The sequence below is a fragment of the Streptomyces sp. SID13726 genome (assembly GCF_010548375.1).
Taxonomy (GTDB): Bacteria; Actinomycetota; Actinomycetes; order Streptomycetales; family Streptomycetaceae; genus Streptomyces.
The window spans coordinates 57,240-73,271 of the sequence record NZ_JAAGLY010000026.1 but is presented as its reverse complement, the minus strand read 5'-3'; the positions used below and the strand labels follow the sequence as shown (position 1 = coordinate 73,271).

Here is a 16,032-nt window from a genome sequence, read left to right as displayed (position 1 = left end):
GACCACTGACACCCCCTCCGGCCCCGCCTCAGGAGGAGTTGGCGCTCGACGGACCGAAGAACTCGATCTCGGCGATGGCGACCTGCTTGGTCGACGAGGTCCCGGTGGCCGTCTCGATCGTGAAGCGGACCGCGCTGACCGTGCCGACGCGGAACGGGATGCGCTGGCTGCCCGCGCCGGGGTCGAGGGTGATCCGGCGGGTGGTGGTGCTGCCGTCCGCCAGGGTGATGGTGGCCTCCAGACGGCGCGGGCGGGCCGACTGGGAGATCTGGTCGGCCCGCTTGGAGACGCCCGGGGTGATCATCAGGTCCAGCAGCCGGGTCGGTTCGTCGAACTTGGCCTGGATCCACTGGCCCGCCCCGACCTCCGCGACACCCGGACCCCACCAGGTGTTGTTGTACTTGTCCCCGACCAGGGACGCCTTGTGGCCCGGGTAGGAGCGGGAGGCGCTCCAGCTGGTCGGATCGACCCCGGCCCGCTTGGCGAAGTGGTCCTTGGTCGCCTGGATGCCCTGGGGGATGTTGAAGGCCAGCACGGTCAGGAGGGTCAGTACGACCGCCACGCCCAGCCAGCTCAGCACGCGGTCGAAGGTACGGCGCAGCCGGGGGCGGTCGCCGGCCCACGGAGTCTCCCGGTTGCCGGACCCCAACAGCCGCCGCCACCAGGGCAGTCGGCCCGGTGCCTGCGTCTCGCCCGCCATGGGCATCGCGCAGCGGGTGCAGAAGTGCCGGTCGGGACGGTTCCTGGTGGCGCACCAGGGGCACGGCGTGCCGCCGTCCGCGCCGGGTTCCTCGCCGGGCGCCCGTACGGTCTGCGGGCGCTGCGGAGCGGGGCGGCCCGGCAGCACGGGGGCCACGGACGGCATGGCCGCGGGGCGCGCCTCCGGATCGGCCACCGGCACGAGCAGCTGACGGGCGCGGTCGGTCATGCCGTCGGAGGCGGAGGTGGAGGCGGGCGCGGCGGCCGGGTGGACCGCGGGTGCGGGGATCGTCGGGGCTTCCGGGGCCGACGGGGCCGACGGGACAGACGCGACAGACGGGTCAGACAGGCCAGTTGGGCCAGTCGGGCCAGCCGGGGTCGGGACGGGTTCGGTGGGCGCGGTGTCGTCCGTGGCCCGGGGAGCGGGATGCGCGGGGGCCGTGGCCGTGGGCGCGCCGAGCAGGTCCCTGCGGGCGCGGGTCAGTCCCGCGTTCCCGTCCGATCCGGCGAAGGCGTTCCAGCCGGGGGAGGCGGCGCCGGAAGCCGCGGCGGGCTCGGGCGAGGAGGGCGCGGCCGACCGGACCGGGGGCGGGGTGAAGTCCCCCGCCGTGGCCGCCGGTTCACCACCGAACCCGGCACCGGCGGCCCCGTCCCGGCGCCCGGCGGCACCGGTATGACCAGCATGGCTGGTATGACCGCCGCCCCGCACAGCGGAATCGGCGCCGCCGCCCGTGCTCGTACCGCCGCCGTCCGGTGTTCCGGCGCGCTCCCGGTCCGTCCAGCTCAGCACGGCCCCGCAGGCGTCGCAGAACGACTGCCCCGGTTCCGCGCGGGTGCCGCAGTCGGCGCAGTTGTGGGTGATCGTCATGGGGCCGGGGTCCTTTCGGCGGAGGGTGCCGCGGTCACCTGGACCGTGTAGGGCATATGGGCGGGGCGGGCTGCCGCGACGAGGGTGTCGAGACGGTGGTGGTCCGCCGCGGTGGGGTCGGGCAGCCGCAAGTGGACGTGCAGATGGGGCCGTGGGGCACCGGGCACCGGGCCCAGGGGGCGGGCGCTCCAGTCCGCCGCCCCGCTCTCGGAGATCTCCGGTACGACGCCGAAGGCGAGCCTGACCGCCTCCGACAGACCGCGTACGGTGCCCCGGACGCGGTGCAGGTACGCGGCGGCGGCGACGGCCGCCCGCAGCAGCTGCTCGGGCTCGGTGCCGTCCGTCTCGGCGCCCACCCAGCCGCCCAGCCACTGGGCGAAGTCGAGCGGGGCCAGCGACGGCCGGAAGTAGGTGTCGAGACAGTCGAGCACGGCGTGGATCGGTGCCACCACCTCGTCCAGACCGGCGACGAAGCGCTGCGCCAGATCGTCGTCCGCGAACACCGCGGGCAGCATCATGCCGATCGGCGCGGACGAGCCGAGGCCGTCGATCGAGCCCCTCATCCGCGGGCCCCCTCAAGGGAGTTCGTCACGCGCTGTCCCCGATCACCCGCACGCGATGGTCGAACGAGAACACCAGGGACGGCGCCGACAGATCGATCCGGTCCGTCGCCTCGCCGCGCTTGCCGGTCAGCGGATCGGCGGGGTGCAGGACCACCTCGTCGACCAGCTCCACACCGGGCACCCGCTGGAGCACCGCGAACACCTCGCCCGACTGGACGGGCCGGCCGAAGGGCCAGCCCGTGCCGTTCGCCCCGCCGGTCAGCGGATCGAGGTGCCGGTACAGGGCGTCATGGGCCTGCCGGCGCACCCGGTCGGTGTCGACGCCCCGGAACGCGTGCACCGTCGCCACCACCGTCACACCCTGGTAGTACGGCGGCCCGACCGCCAACCGGGTCCCGATCAGCCGCCGTTCGTCCAGATGGCGCGTGATGCGGTCCAACAGGGCGTCACCGGGCACCAGTTGCTCGAAGCGCAGCCGGCCGCCGGGGTCCGGCACCGCCTGCGGCACCACCAACACCCGTACCGCGTACGCGCCGTGCTCGCTCTCCTTGCCCTCCAGGCAGGTGATCCGGGCGGTCTCCGGGGCGGCACGGCGGGCCAGCTCCTCGTAGTCGCGCAGGGTCACCGCCCGCTCCTGGGCGCGCAGCGTGATCGGCGCGCGGACCTTCGCCTCCTCGACCGTCTCGCCGTCCACGCCACCGCGCGCGGCCTCGCGATTGACGACCTCGGAGACGTACGGGATGGAGGTGCGCAGGATCTGGACCGTGCCGCGCGCCACGTTCCCGGCCCGGCCGCCGCCCGTGCGGTAGCGGCGGGCCCGGATCGGGGAGCCCTTGGGGGCGGCCGTACCGTACTGGCGCAGTGTGCCGTCAGGTTCGCGGACCGCGGGGCCGAAGGCGATCTCACCGGTCGTGGCGTCGACGGTGATGTGACGGTCGGCGGGTCCCGAGGCCGCGAAGTGCGGCACCACCCGCCAGTCCTCCCAGCCGTCGTGCTCGGCGGTCTGCAACAGCACCGGCGGATCGTCGCCCACCACGGGCGCGTGCGCGAGCCGCAGCCGCTGCCCGGGCAGGCCCGTCGACTCGCCGAGCGCCTCGTCGTACACCGTCTCGGCGTGCACGGCGGCCGTGGTGCCGCCGACGGTGAACGCCTCCGCCGCCCGCACGGTCGGCGAGGTGGTGTAGAAGGGCTGGCCGGGCAGCGGTTCGGTGACCCGGCAGCGGATCCAGCCCGCCTCCAGGCCCGCGTTGCGCGACAGGACGTGCCCGCCGGGGACGTGCAGGACCACCTCGCCGGGGCGGTTGAGACCGCCGGTGCCGTCCCGGTCGACCTCGCAGGGCTGCCAGCCGTCGGCGGTCCACGCCTCCCACACCAGGGGCGGCTGGCGCGGGTCCACGCCGACGCCGTCCACCCGGCTGTCCAGGTCCAGGGCGAGGGCGCAGTGCGGGACGGCCGCGCTCAGCCCGAGCAGCATGCAGTCACCGGGGTCCGGGGACTCGGCGAAGCACAGCAGATCCTTGTCGTCCTCGGCCAGGTCGTGCGTCCGCTCCACCGCGGGCTCGCCCTTGTGCTGCACCAGCAGATGCCGCAACTCGCTCGGTACGACGGCCAGTTCGCGCTCGACGGCGAAGACGACCGCCTCCTCGCTCTCGGTGCGCATGGTGGCCACCTCAGTGCCCACCGGCACCGTGATCGCCTCCTCCTGGGGAGCCGACAGCCAGAACGTGACGTCCGTACGGGCCGCCGAGGGCGGGAAGAGGGTGATGCCGACCAGGTCGAGGAAGGCCAGATGGTTCTTCTCCGGCACCCGGTTGAGCCGGTAGACGAGCTGGTCGGCCATGTGGGCCACCGTCTCGACCAGCGTGACGCCCGGATCGGAGACGTTGTGGTCGGTCCACTCCGGGGCGCGCTGCTGGATGTAGCGCTTGGCGTCGTCGACGAACTGCTGGAAACGGCGGTCGTCGAGGTTGGGGGAGGGCAGGGCCATCAGCGGTCGCTTTCAGGAGCCGAACCGGCGGTGCCGGCCGCACCGGGGCTGTCCGGCTCGTCGTGGGACGGAATGACGTAGAACGGGAAGACGAGGCTGCGCGGGTTGTTGGTGCCGCGGATCGAGTAGCGGACGTCGATGAACAGCACGCTCTGCTCGGCGCCCGCCGTCACCTCGACCTCCTCGACCTCGATGCGCGGCTCCCAGCGGTCCAGGCTCACCAGCACCTCGTGCTGGATACGGCCCGCCGTCTGCTCGTTGACCGGCGCGAACACCAGGTCGTGGATCGCGCACCCGAAGTCGGGCCGCATCGGCCGCTCGCCCGGAGCGGTCGACAGGACGAGCCGGATGGCCTCCTCGATCTCCCGCTCCCCGCTGACCAGGGCGATCCCGCCGGTCGGCCCGATACGGAGCGGGAACGACCAGCCGGACCCGACGAACTGCTCGGCCATCAGAACCCCACCTGCCGTACCGGGAAAGGAAGTTGAGAACACGTACGGACACGGCTCACGGGATCACCATCGGCACGGGGATGGTGGTGACGCCGAAGACGGGCGAGGCGACCAGCGTGGTCGGGGCCTTGATCGTGGTGTTCACGGCCGCGTTGATCTGCACGGTGGCCCCGCCGGTGAGGCTCGCGGCACCGATGGCGCTCAGGTTCAGGATGCCCGCCGCGTTCACCCCGATCTCGCCCGCGGCCCGCACGTTGACCATGCCGCCGCCCTGGATGCTCATCGGGCCGCCGCTCTTGATGGTCAGGGCACGCCCCGCGCTCAGCGTCAGGTTGCCGCCCGCCTCCACCGACACCGAGCGGCTGCCCTTGATGGTGACGTCGCCCTTGCTGTCCACGACGATCTCGGTGTTCGTACGGTCCAGGTTGATGGTCAGCCGCTTGTCCCCGGAGACCAGCCGCACCCCCTGCTTGCGGCCGCCGGTCTTCTGGCTCAGCAGGTCCATCCGGTTGCCGTCCCGGTCGGAGACGGTGTGCCGGCTCGCCTTCTTGCGCACGGTGTCGTGCAACGGCACGTCACCGACGACGGTCGGCTTGTCCCGGCCGTTGTAGAGCCCGCCGATCACGAACGGATGGTCCAGGGCACCCCGGTCGAAGGCGACCAGCACCTCGTCGTTGACGTCCAGCGGGAAGATCCCGCCACCGCCCAGACCGCCCATCTGCACGGTCCGCGTCCAGTCGCTGACATAGGTGTCGTCCAGCCACGGGAACTGCAGCCGCACCCGGCCCTGCTTCAGCGGGTCGTTGACGTCGGTGACCAGCGCGTTGGCCACGCCCGGCAGCCGGGACGCGCCGTCCCCGCCGCCCGAGGCCAGCCCGTACAGCGAACGCCACTGCCGTCCGCTGACCGTCACCCACGACTCGTAGTGCTTGCCGTCACCGAAGACGTGCCGTACGGACGTCACCGTGTACTTGCCCTCGAACGGCACCCCCACGTCCGCGAGCGCCACCGGAACTCCCGGACGCAGCTTGGGATTTCCGCGCGCGACGACCTCCAGCTCGGCGAACGAACCCGTCACGTCGTCGGCGAGCGAGTCCGCGGCGAACTTCACCTCGGACTGCTTGTCGTAGGGCGTGCCCGTCTCGACGAGCTTGGCCGCCTTGAACTTCCCGGCCGCCGCACCCGGCGTGGTGCCGATGCCGATACCCGGGTTGTCGGTCGCGGGGGCGGTCGCGGTGAGCTTCTTCTTGGTCGTCACGTCCCACCCGCGCGACTCGACCTTGGCCACCTGGTCCGCGGCGGTCGCGGCGGCCCGCAGCCGCAGCACGTCGTGCCCGGCCTGCAGCACGAACGGACTCTTGTCGCCGTCGGTGCTCGGCGAGGGCGCCCCGGACGCCGACTTGGGCTTCACGAACTGGAACTTGCCGTCCGCGTCGACCGACATCACCGACTCGTTCTCGTCGGCGAGCCGCGCGAGGAAGTCCCAGTCCGTCACGTTGGACTGGCTGATGAACTCGTAGACCGTGCGCGTCGATTCGATCCGCCCGATCGGCACCCCGTCCTGGGCGGCCAGCTTGCGGGCGATGTCGGAGGCGCTCTGGTTGCGGTACGCCGCCACCCGGCGCTGGCGCAGCAGTCGGTGCCCGAGGTCGTAGCCGCGTACGACGGTGTAGCTGCCGGTGCCGTCGTAGTCCGCCTCAAGTCCGGTCACCTCACCGGTCAGCAGCGGATCGCCGGCCCCCTCGCCGTCGGCGACCGGGGCGAACACCACCTTGGTGCCGAAGGTGATGTTCAGCTTGCCCAGGAGCAGCCGGTAGGGGTCACGGAAGGTCAGCCGGAACGCGGCCGGCACGCCGACACCCTGGTCGACGTAGCTGTCCACGAGGTCGGGCGCGAACTCGGGCGGCAGCTTGGCGCCGCCGATCTTCACGTCGACGACGCTGGAGAAGGAGGACTGCACCATCAGGCACGCACCTCCTCGGTGGCCGGCAGCACGAGTTCGGTGCCGGTCGCCAACTGCCCTGGATTGTCAATACCGTTGGCCTCGGCGATGGACCGCCAGGCCGCCGCGTCGCCGTACTCCCGCCAGGCCAGCGACTGGAGGGAGTCGCCCGCCACCACCCGGTGCACCCGCTGCGCGGTCAGCGCGCCCGACGTCGGGTTCTGCCCCGTGGTCCGGCTGGGGATCTCGTGCAACTGGAGCCGGCAGGTGGCGCGGATGGGCACACCGGTCGTGGAGAACAGCGTGTAACCCGCCTCCACGGCACTGACGTACGCCGTGAACCGGGCCGTCGAGAACGACCCCCACTGGAAGATCACCCACGGCGGCGACGGCTGCTTGGCGGAGATGCTCCGGGGCGTCACCTCGCAGCATGCCAGCAGTGCCTCGACCTTCTTCAGGACGGTGTTGCTGGTCGGCTCGTCGGAGGAGTCGAGGAAGATCTCCACACTCATCTCACGCGGCTCGGCACCCATGAACTCCGGTAGCGGGCCGTCCCGTTCGATCTGCGCCGGGGTCACCTTCCACTGCGCCCGGCGGGTCAGCGACAGCTGCGCCGGGTTGAAGTCGAAGCCGAACGTCTTCATCAGCCCGCCGGGCCGCCTGCTCTTGCCCTTCGGCGGCTCGTGGATCGCGAGCGTGGCCCGTACGAGGCTCTTGCCCGCACCGCCCCTGCTGCCCTTGGCCATTTTCGCCGCCCCTCAGTCCGTGAACCCGTGGTGGGTGATCTCCAGCACCTCGGTCGCCACCGCCGGGCTCGCCGGGTCGAGGGAGGGCCCGGTCCAGCTGACCGGCAGGACGTCGATGAGCCCCCACCGGGCGACCTCCGAACCGTCCGCGCGCAACGCCGAGATCTGCGCCGTGGGCCGCTTGATGCCCGTCTGCACGGACGAGATCCACTTCGCGACCTTCGTGGTGTCCGGGGTCAGCGGCCTGGTCAGCCGGATGTTCGAGAACGTCACGCGCGTCGGCAGCTGCCACACGAACCCGTTGTTGCCGCCCTCCTGCCGCTGCTCGACCTCCACCTGCGACGACAGCCCCTCACATCCGTTGAAGTAACCGAGGCTCTCGCCGTCGATGCTGAGGGAGAACCAGATGGTGGAGCCCGGGTCCTGGCGGGACATCGCGGCCTTTCGTTCAGTGGGGTTCGTGCGGCGGTTCAGTGACGGGGGTCGCGCAGCTTGCCGATCCGTTCGCGGTCCATGCGGAGTTCGGTGCGGATCAGGCGGGTGATACGGCCGATGATCCGGTGCACGAGTTCGTCGAGCTGGAAGTCGGTGAGCTCACGGGGATCGAAGGCACCGGGCGGGACGGCGGTGTACTCCGGGGGTGGGGCGGAGGAGGGTGAGTAAGGGGGCGGGGGGTCCGAGGGGGTGGCGGTGTAGGGGGGTGGTTGTTCGGCGCGGTGGGGGGTGCGGCTGTGGCTGTGGCTGGTGAGCGTGGTGCTCACGGTGGCCGCGGCGGCTGCGGCTGCTGCTGCGAGGGCGCCGGTGGTGGTGTGTGTCGGGGGGTTGTTCTTCGATGCTTTGGACTTGGTCCAGCTGGGGCGGCTCAGGCGTTGGACGGGTGGGCCGGGGAGGGCGGGGGCGGGGGATCCCGGGGGTGGGGTGAGGGGGGCTACGGGGAGGGTGGCGGCTGTGCGGGGGGTGGGGGGTGTCTGGGGTGCTGGGGTGTGCGCCGGTGTGGGTGCGGTGGTTCTGCGCTGAACCGGCGGGGTGGAGAAGGGAGTCGCGGGGGTGGGCGCGGGGCCGAGGGGGTTGGCCGTGGTGGGGAAGTCCGGCGCCGTGGTGGGGCGGGGGGTGAGGGCCGGTGACAGTTGTGCCGGGAGGCGCGGTGCTACGGCGGTGAGGGGCGCCGTGGGCAGCGCGGGCGGGGCCGACGCGGTGGAGGTGGTGGAGACGGTGGTGAGGGGCGTGGCGTTGGAGGGCGCGGCGGTGAGAGGGGCGCCGAGGGGCGTGGCGTTGGAGGGCGCGGCGGTGAGGGGGGCGCCGAGGGGCGTGGTGTTGGAGGGTGCGGCGGTGAGGGGGGCGCCGAGGGGCGTGGTGTTGGAGGGTGCGGCGGTGAGGGGGGCGCCGAGGGGCAGGCGGCGCGCGGGTGTGGAAGCGGGCCGGGTGCGCTGGACTGCGGGGGTGGCCGGGGGAGTGGGCTGCACTGATGCCGTGGAGCGCGTGCCGGGGGGTGTGCCCGGGGTGGAGGGGCGGGCTGTTGGTGCCGAGCCGGCGGCGGCGCGCTGGATGGGGAGGGCGGCCGGGGGGCTTGCTGGTGGTGGGGTGTTCGTGGGGTGTTCGTGGGATGCGGTGGGAACTGCCGTGCGCTGGACGGCGGGGGTGTCTGCCGGCGCTGAGGTGGTCGGTGCGCGGTGGTCGGCGGGGGTGGCCGTAGGTGCCGGGGTGCTGGCGGTGTGGGCTGCTGCGGTGCGCTGGACGGCGGGGCTGGATGCCGATGCCGGGGTGTTGGTGGTGTGGCCCGGTGTGGTGGGTGGGGCGGTGGGGCTGGGTGTCGACACCGAGGGGGCCGCTGCGTGGTGGCTGGTGAGGGTGTCTGGAGGTGTCGGGGTGGGCGAGGTTGGAGTGTTGGCGGGGTTGGTTGCCGACCTCGACGGGGTCACTGCGCGATTGCTGGCGGGGGCGGCTGTATGTGCCGGGCTGGGCGGGGCCGGGGTGTTGGCGGGGTGTGTCGTTGCGGAGGGTGTTGCGGTGCGCTGGACGGTGGGGCGGGGTTGCCAACGGGCCGCGCCGGACCGGGAGTCAGAGGTGGTGTCGGCGCCGGTCGAGGCTGGAATGTCGGCGGAGTTGGTTGCCGACCCCGACGGGGGCACCGCGTGGTGGTTGGCGCGGGCGGCTGTAGGCGCTGGGGCGGGCGAGGCCGGGGTGTTCGCGGGGTGTGCTGCTGCGGAGGGTGCGGCGGTGCGCTGGAGGGCGGGGTTGGTATCCGACGCTGAGGGGGCCGCCGTGTGGTGGTTGGCGGGGACGGCCGTAGGTGCCGGAGTGGGTGATGCCGGGGCGTCGGCGGGGTGCGTCGCGGCGGAGGGGGCCGTGGCGCGCTGGATGGCGGGGTGGGCCGTAGGCGCAGGGGTGGGCGATGCGGGCCGGTGAGTGGAGGGCGACGCGGTGCGCTGGACAGCGGGGTGCGTCGAGGCCGGGTGCGTGGGTGAACTCGGCTGGTCGGCCGGGGGGTTCGAGGTGGCACCCGATGTGTGCGCGGAAGATGTCTGCTGAGGCCTAAAGTTGGTGGCCGTTGTCCCCGAACTCGGCGGCGGAACCGCAGCGTTCGAAGGCTGTGAGGCGATCGGTGCGCCGAGACCGGGACGCGGCTTCGAGCGGGCGGTGCTTCGCTGGACCGGCGATGTCGCGGCGGGCCGAGTGGGCGCCGGGCGCGGTGGGTTGGGCTGGGGGACTTCCTGGACCGGGATGCCGGCCGGGGGAGGAGTCGAACCGTCTGTGGATACGGGCGCGGCTTCCGAAGCGGGAACCCTCGCCGGCTGCGACGCGGATGCCGGGGTGCTGCCGGGCGTGGACTTTCGCTGAACGTCTACCGGCGCGGAGGCGGCTTGACCGGGGCCGGGTGTCGGGCCACCGCTCGCTGCTGCCGACTTCCGCTGCACCGGTGGCAGGGACGCGGTGGCCGAAGGCTTCGCCTCTCCAGGACCCCGCCGCACGGGCTGAACGGGCTGAACGGGCACAGCCAGGGCACCCTCCGGAGCAGGCTCGGCGACCGGCGCACTCTGCACCGCCGTATCACCGCCCCCTCGAACTCCCGCCTCGCCACTGCCGGTTGAAGCCGACACCGGCGTCGAAGAACCCCGCGGAGCCACCGCCAGCGTCCGCCGCTGTACCGCCGCAGCGCCGGTCCGGGCCCGGGTCAGAGGAGCAGCCGCCGGTCGCGAAGGCGGCGGGCCGACCGGAACCGGTGTCACCCTCACCCCAGCAGCAGGCGTCACCGGCACCGAGTCGACCGCCCGCTGCACGGACGACACGCCCGCGCGGACCGTCGTACCGGAAGGCGCCGCCGATCCACGCACGACCGAACCACCCCCCACCCCGACCTCCCGAGGCGGCAGCACCCGCAGCGGCACCGCAGGTACCCGCTGTGCCACCGGCTCCGCGCCGGCCAACGGCAAGGGACCGGCGGGACGTTCGAGCCCCGACACCGGACGGGCCGTCCCGCGCCCCACCGCATCCCCGAGCAGCGCGCTCGACCGTCCGTCCAGGACGGCGTGGGACGCCGTCCCCATGAACGACGGGTTCTGCCACGTGGGCAGCCGCCCGCCGAACCCGGAGTCCGCGACCCCACCCCGCCCGGACCCCAGCGCCCGCTGGATCGGCGGCAGCGCAGGCCAGGACGCCGCAACGACCGTACGCGCCGCTCCCGTATCAGACGAAGGCGAAGGTGAAGGCGATAAGGAAGGAGACGGCGCCGGTGCCACCGCCCCGCTCGCCCCACCCCCCGAAACAGACTCCCCCCGCCCCCGCAGCCGGTCCAGGAACCCCACCCCTCAGCCCTCCGTTCCGGCGGCGGCGCGCGTCACCAAGGACGCGATCTGCTCGGTGAAACGGCGGCGGTCATGGTGCTCCAGGTCGAGGATCTCGTCCATGCCCCAGTGGAAGTGGTAGGCGACGTACGCGATCTCCTCGTGCAGCCGGTCGGTCGCGTACGTCACGATTCCCCCAGGCGGCTCCCGCCGAGTTCCACCTCGAACGGCTCGGAGCAGTGCGGGCACTGGACCGCCGCCCGGGTGTGGCCCTCCGCGTTGATCTGGCGGTAGAAGTCCTGGAGGAACGCCAGGTCGGAGGCGAACATGTTCTCCACGATCCCGTCGTGCACCATCGGGAGCGTGCCGAGCCGGGAGATGACCCGGCCCAGCAGCACCACCGACAGATACGCCGGGTTCTCCTGCACGCGCACGTCCCGCAGCGGCACCAGCTCGTCCCGCGCCGTCGAGAGCCGCATCACACCGTCCCGGTGGACGGTGCCCGACTCGTCGACGTATCCGCGGGGGAGCTGGAAGGGGAACTCCGTGCGCAGGGAGTCCTGTTGGAGGAGTGGGGGCGGGGCCGCCGGGGCCGGTGTCGCCTCCGGCACCCGCGCCTCCGCCTCCGACTCCGCCGTGTCCGGGCCGGAGTACGTGACGGCGGCACCGGCCCTGGCAGCCGTACGCCGCATTACTCGATGACCAGTTCTTCGAACGCGATGGTGACGGTCTCGGTCAGCGCGGCGGCCTCGCCCGCCTTGACCGTGCTCGCGTCGATCTTGTTGCACCAGGCGTTGCGCAGGTGGTAGCGCTTCACCGGGTTGTTCTGGAAGTCCATCATGATGATCGAGGCGTTCTTGCGGGCCGTCGTCATCTGACCGGTGATGGACTCGTTGATCCACTGGGTGAACGAGGCCGACTGGGTCATGCCCCGGACCACCGTGCAGGTGCCGTTCTTCTTCACACCCGGCAGGTTCTTGACCACGTTCTGGCCGTTCGGGGTGTTCTGCTGGTAGGTGATGACGTCCTGCTCGATGCTCAGACCGCTGACCTCGGCGAGGTACTCGACCATCACGCCGTCGATCTGGAGGCCGAAGTTATGTGAGGTGAGGGCGTCACCCGGCTGGAGACTCATGAATTCGCTGTCCTTCTAAGGGTGGTGAAGACGACCTGGGGAGCGGCGGTCCGCCTACTCCTCCAACTCCCCGTTGCCGCTGGAGAACTGGGCCAGCCGGAAGATCACGAACTCGGCGGGCTTGACCGGCGCGATGCCGATCTCGCAGACCACACGGCCGACGTCGACCGACTCCGGCGGGTTGGTCTCCTCGTCGCACTTGACGTAGTACGCCTCCTCGGGCCGCTGCCCGAACAGGGCGCCGCTGCGCCACTCGTTGACCAGGAACGCCGAGATGTTCCGCCGGATCCGGGCCCACAGCGCGTGGTCGTTGGGCTCGAACACCACCCACTGGGTGCCGATCAGGATCGACTCCTCCAGGTAGTTGAAGTACCGGCGGATGTTCAGGTAGCGCCAGGCCGGGTCGGAGGAGAGGGTGCGGGCGCCCCAGACGCGGATGCCGCGGCCCGGGAAGGCGCGGATGCAGTTGACGCCGATCGGGTTGAGCAGGTCCTGCTCGCCGCGGGTGATCTGGGTCTCCAGGTCGACCGCGCCGCGCACGACCTCGTTGGCGGGCGCCTTGTGCACACCGCGCTCGGAGTCGTTGCGGGCCCAGACGCCGGAGACGTGACCGCTCGGCGGGATCAGCCGGGACTGGCCGCTCGCCGGGTCGAAGGTCTTGATCCAGGGGTAGTACAGGGCCGCGTACTTGGAGTCGTAACCAGCCGTCTCCTGCCGCCACACCCGGATCTGACGGGCGTTCAGACCGGGCGGCGGGTCGATGACCGCGACCCGGTCGCCCATCAGCTCGCAGTGCGCGATCAGGCCCAACTGGACGGCCTTGACGGCCTCCAGGTCGATCACACCGCGCTGGTAGGCGGCCATCAGGTCGGGCACCGCGACCATGGAGATCTCGTCGACCGCCTCCAGGCCGCCGAAGCCGGTGCGGTCGGCGGAGTCGCCGAGGTACTCGGCCGGGCCGGGGTGCGAGGCGTCAACTGCCTTGTCCGCCACGGCGGGTGCCGGCGCGAGGGCCGGAGCCGCCAGGGCCACCGTCTGGTTGTCCGGGCGCACCAGTTGCGCGGCCGGCAGGGACTCGGTGACGGTGATGAGCTTGGAGCGCTCCTTGACCTGGGCGACGACGTAGTTGCGGCCACCCTTCTTCGCGGTCACGTCGAAGGTCTCGGCGGTCTTGTCGCCGTCCTTGACGATCAGCCGGAACCGCTCGGCCGGGCCCTCGCCCTCCGGGTCGGCGACCTCGACGCTCAGCGCGCCGTTGCTGCCGGAGGCGATGGCCGTGACGGCGAACGCGCCGAGCTGCGTGGGCTCCGCGGCGGGCAGTTCACGCCGGGCGGCGGACGCGGTGACCGCGGCGGGCGCCGAGCCGTTCAGGGACGCGCCCTCCGCCGAGCCGCCCACGCGGACGACGTACGCCGCCGTGCCGCCGTTCTGGAAGAAGCCGTAGACGGAGTGCGCGAGGTAGTACCCGTCGGTGAACTCGCCGAAGCTCGCCACGTACTGGGTCCAGTTGGTCACCAGCGTCGGCTCGTTCAGCGGGCCGGCCGGGGCGAGGCCCACGAAGGCCGCGACCGACGTGCCCACCCCCTCGATGGGGCGCGAGCCGCTGGCCACCTCCTCGACGTAGACGCCGGGCGACAGGTAGGACGGCATGCTCTGCTCTCCTCGGGGTACGAGACAGGAACGCCTCCCACGTTCCCGCGCGCGCAACCGCCCGGGAAACGTCCTGGGGTGCCTCGGTGGGGGCAATCTCTGTGCCCACAAGGGCAGTTCGCCGTGCGCCCACGCCTCGACGGCCGCGGGGTGCGCCCGCAGGACTGCCCTTTCGGACCTTCCGCCCGAGCGCCCCGCGCGTTATCCCAGGAAGCAGACGTCCCGCCCCGCGACCGGGAAGGCCCATGCGCGCACACGAAGAGAACCGTTCGTCCGCCGACCGCACCCCGGCCCCCGTCCGGTCCGCCACTCCGGTGCCCCCGCTGCTCACCCTGCAACGGGCCGCGGGCAACGCCGCCGTGACCCGGGCGATCGAGGAGGCACGGCACGAGCACGGCCCCGACTGCGGCCACACCGCTTCGGCCGTGCAGCGGGAGGCCGTCCAGCGGGACGCCGTACCGAACGAGGCCGACGGCCCCGCCGTCCAGCGCCGCTCCTCGGTGTACGACGCGATCAGCTCGCCGGGCAGCCCGCTGGCGGGGCACATCCGGTCCAAGGCGGAGCAGGCCTACGGCATGAGCTTCGCCCATGTGCGGGTGCACTCCGGGCCGGTCGCGCAGCGGTCGGCGCTGGAGTACGGCGCCCGTGCCTACACCACAGGGTCCGACATCGTGGTGGGTGAACAGGGCGTGGACGACGAGACGTTGTTCCACGAGATCGACCACGTCCATCAGCAGAGCACCGGTCCGGTGGCCGGCGCCGACGACGGTTCGGGCGCGCGGGTCTCCGATCCCGGCGACCCCTTCGAGCGCAGGGCCGGCGACAACGGCCGCCGGATGGCCCAGGGCCAGGCCCCCGATCTGGGCGACATCGCCTGACCCCACGACACCGACCGCCGGCACGGGCACCGGCGCCCGACGACTTATTCGTCGTCCATGTCGAAGCTCAGCAGATTCTTGTTCGGCTTCTTTTTCTTCTTCGCCGGCTTGCTCGCGGCGGGCTCGGACGCCTCCTCCGGCAGAGTCGGTGACGGCGGCGCCGGACGACGCCTGCTCGCGGCCGAGGGTGCGGCGGCGGACTCCTCGGGCTCCTCCTGGAGGTGCTGGAAGTACTGCTGGAGATGCTCGGGGACGTTCCGCCGGTGCAGCGCGTCCCACTCCTCCCGGTTGGTCTCCCGGCGGCCGTAGGAGAACTCACTCTCGATGAGCTGCCTGCGGGCGTCGAGGTCCATCTCCCTGATCGCGTCCTCGACGCCGTACACGTGCGTGATCGCGCCCGCGGCGATCGTCCCCTTGATGAGCACTTCCTGGTCGTTGGTGGCCATGGAGCCGATCTCCGACGTCTCCGCGAGGTTCGTCTGCCCGTGGATGCCGGGGTCGCCGAGGTTCACCAGCCGGCTCCCGGAGCCGAGCCTGCTCACGTCGATCTCGATCACGGGAGCCCAGTGCCGCACCAGACGCGGCCTCAGCTGTCCTTCCAGGTTCTCGACGGGACCGGCCTTGAAGTTGTACTTGGAGTAGGAGGTGGCCCGCTCGCGGCTCGGCGTGCACGAGATGTACTGCGTGCCGTAGTTGTCGCCCGCCACATGGTGAGCCACGGTGAACGTCGCGCCGGAGTCCACGGGTTCGATGTCCTTGCCCTCGGGCCACTGCCTGAGGGTCTGGTAGATCCGTGCCACCTCCCTGGGCGCCGAGATCCCCTCGCCCAGGTTCCCTTCGGCCGAAGCCGTGATGGTCGACCGGTCCTGGCGGCGCTTGACCTGCGACTCGATCCGGATCGACCGGTACAGCTTCGCAGGCCCGCCGGCCGCGAGGTACTCGGCGACGGTCTGCTCGTAGGAGGGCGACCGCGGCCCGGCCGTCGTCTCCTGGGCGGTCTGTGTCCGCTGGACCATGGCGGTGGCGACCGTGTTCCCGGCCGCGCCCTGGATCAGGCCCATGGCGGCGGGGTTCGCGGCACCCCAGGACCGGGGGTCGACCCCCGCCGGGACGGGACGGGGCGGCGTCGTCCCGCGAGGCGGCTTCACCGGTGTGCGTCCGGCTCGTTGCTCCGTGGCTCTTGTGCCGTCCTGGGCGTGCATGCAACCTCTTCCTGGGCGGGAACGCGGTGGGGCTACTCCTCGATATCCGGGACGCCCGGCCGCCGCCAGGTACGCGAGGTCAGAGTCGCGCGGCCGAACGGGCAGACGTCGTTGCGCGACCCGTGCGG

14 protein-coding genes are annotated in these 16,032 nt (G+C 72.3%); 1 reads left to right on the top strand and 13 read right to left on the bottom strand.

Annotated elements, in window-relative coordinates; translation table 11 throughout:
* Positions 1–28: 28 nt before the first annotated feature.
* The 12 genes from G3I78_RS39900 to G3I78_RS39850 all read right to left on the bottom strand — a co-directional run bounded on the left by G3I78_RS39900 (position 29) and on the right by G3I78_RS39850 (position 13,824).
* Positions 29–1,567 carry a zinc ribbon domain-containing protein gene (locus G3I78_RS39900; protein ID WP_164434086.1) on the bottom strand — a complete coding sequence of 513 codons (1,539 nt, stop codon included), beginning with the start codon at positions 1,565–1,567 and terminating at the stop codon, positions 29–31.
* Positions 1,564–2,130 carry a phage tail protein gene (locus G3I78_RS39895; RefSeq protein ID WP_164434085.1) on the bottom strand — a complete coding sequence of 189 codons (567 nt, stop codon included), beginning with the start codon at positions 2,128–2,130 and terminating at the stop codon, positions 1,564–1,566. The genes G3I78_RS39900 and G3I78_RS39895 overlap by 4 nt, the downstream gene beginning before the upstream one ends.
* 25 nt (positions 2,131–2,155) lie before the next feature.
* On the bottom strand, positions 2,156–4,117 hold the full coding sequence (locus G3I78_RS39890; protein WP_164434083.1) for a putative baseplate assembly protein: 1,962 nt from the start codon (positions 4,115–4,117) through the stop codon (positions 2,156–2,158).
* Positions 4,117–4,569 carry a GPW/gp25 family protein gene (locus G3I78_RS39885; RefSeq protein WP_164434081.1) on the bottom strand — a complete coding sequence of 151 codons (453 nt, stop codon included), beginning with the start codon at positions 4,567–4,569 and terminating at the stop codon, positions 4,117–4,119. The genes G3I78_RS39890 and G3I78_RS39885 overlap by 1 nt, the downstream gene beginning before the upstream one ends.
* 55 nt (positions 4,570–4,624) lie before the next feature.
* Positions 4,625–6,532 (bottom strand): VgrG-related protein, encoded by a 1,908-nt coding sequence (locus tag G3I78_RS39880; RefSeq protein WP_164434079.1) that lies wholly within the window; start codon positions 6,530–6,532, stop codon positions 4,625–4,627.
* The gene (locus G3I78_RS39875; RefSeq protein WP_164434077.1) at positions 6,532–7,257 is read right to left on the bottom strand and encodes a LysM peptidoglycan-binding domain-containing protein; all 726 of its coding nucleotides are present in this window, start codon (positions 7,255–7,257) and stop codon (positions 6,532–6,534) included. Before G3I78_RS39875 ends, G3I78_RS39880 begins: the two co-directional genes overlap by 1 nt.
* Before the next feature lie 12 nt (positions 7,258–7,269).
* Entirely contained in the window at positions 7,270–7,692 is a 423-nt protein-coding gene (locus tag G3I78_RS39870; protein WP_164434075.1) for a phage tail protein, read from the bottom strand.
* A gap of 35 nt (positions 7,693–7,727) precedes the next feature.
* Positions 7,728–8,720: a hypothetical protein gene (locus tag G3I78_RS53035; protein WP_164434073.1), complete on the bottom strand. Its 993-nt coding sequence runs from the start codon at positions 8,718–8,720 to the stop codon at positions 7,728–7,730.
* A gap of 2,343 nt (positions 8,721–11,063) precedes the next feature.
* Positions 11,064–11,228, bottom strand: coding sequence for a DUF6760 family protein (locus G3I78_RS51365; protein ID WP_239158347.1), 165 nt, complete (start codon positions 11,226–11,228; stop codon positions 11,064–11,066).
* Positions 11,225–11,731, bottom strand: coding sequence for a hypothetical protein (locus tag G3I78_RS39860; protein ID WP_164434071.1), 507 nt, complete (start codon positions 11,729–11,731; stop codon positions 11,225–11,227). Before G3I78_RS39860 ends, G3I78_RS51365 begins: the two co-directional genes overlap by 4 nt.
* A complete protein-coding gene (locus tag G3I78_RS39855) occupies positions 11,731–12,174 on the bottom strand; it encodes a phage tail protein (protein ID WP_164434069.1) in 444 nt (147 codons plus the stop codon). Before G3I78_RS39855 ends, G3I78_RS39860 begins: the two co-directional genes overlap by 1 nt.
* A gap of 54 nt (positions 12,175–12,228) precedes the next feature.
* Positions 12,229–13,824 (bottom strand): phage tail sheath subtilisin-like domain-containing protein, encoded by a 1,596-nt coding sequence (locus G3I78_RS39850; protein ID WP_164434067.1) that lies wholly within the window; start codon positions 13,822–13,824, stop codon positions 12,229–12,231.
* Positions 13,825–14,069: 245 nt separating this feature from the next.
* Here G3I78_RS39850 and G3I78_RS39845 point away from each other — a divergent pair, with 245 nt between their 5' ends.
* Positions 14,070–14,702 carry a DUF4157 domain-containing protein gene (locus G3I78_RS39845; RefSeq protein ID WP_164434065.1) on the top strand — a complete coding sequence of 211 codons (633 nt, stop codon included), beginning with the start codon at positions 14,070–14,072 and terminating at the stop codon, positions 14,700–14,702.
* Positions 14,703–14,746: 44 nt separating this feature from the next.
* Here G3I78_RS39845 and G3I78_RS39840 read toward each other — a convergent pair whose 3' ends face one another.
* Positions 14,747–15,904, bottom strand: coding sequence for a hypothetical protein (locus G3I78_RS39840; protein ID WP_164434064.1), 1,158 nt, complete (start codon positions 15,902–15,904; stop codon positions 14,747–14,749).
* Positions 15,905–16,032: the final 128 nt, after the last annotated feature.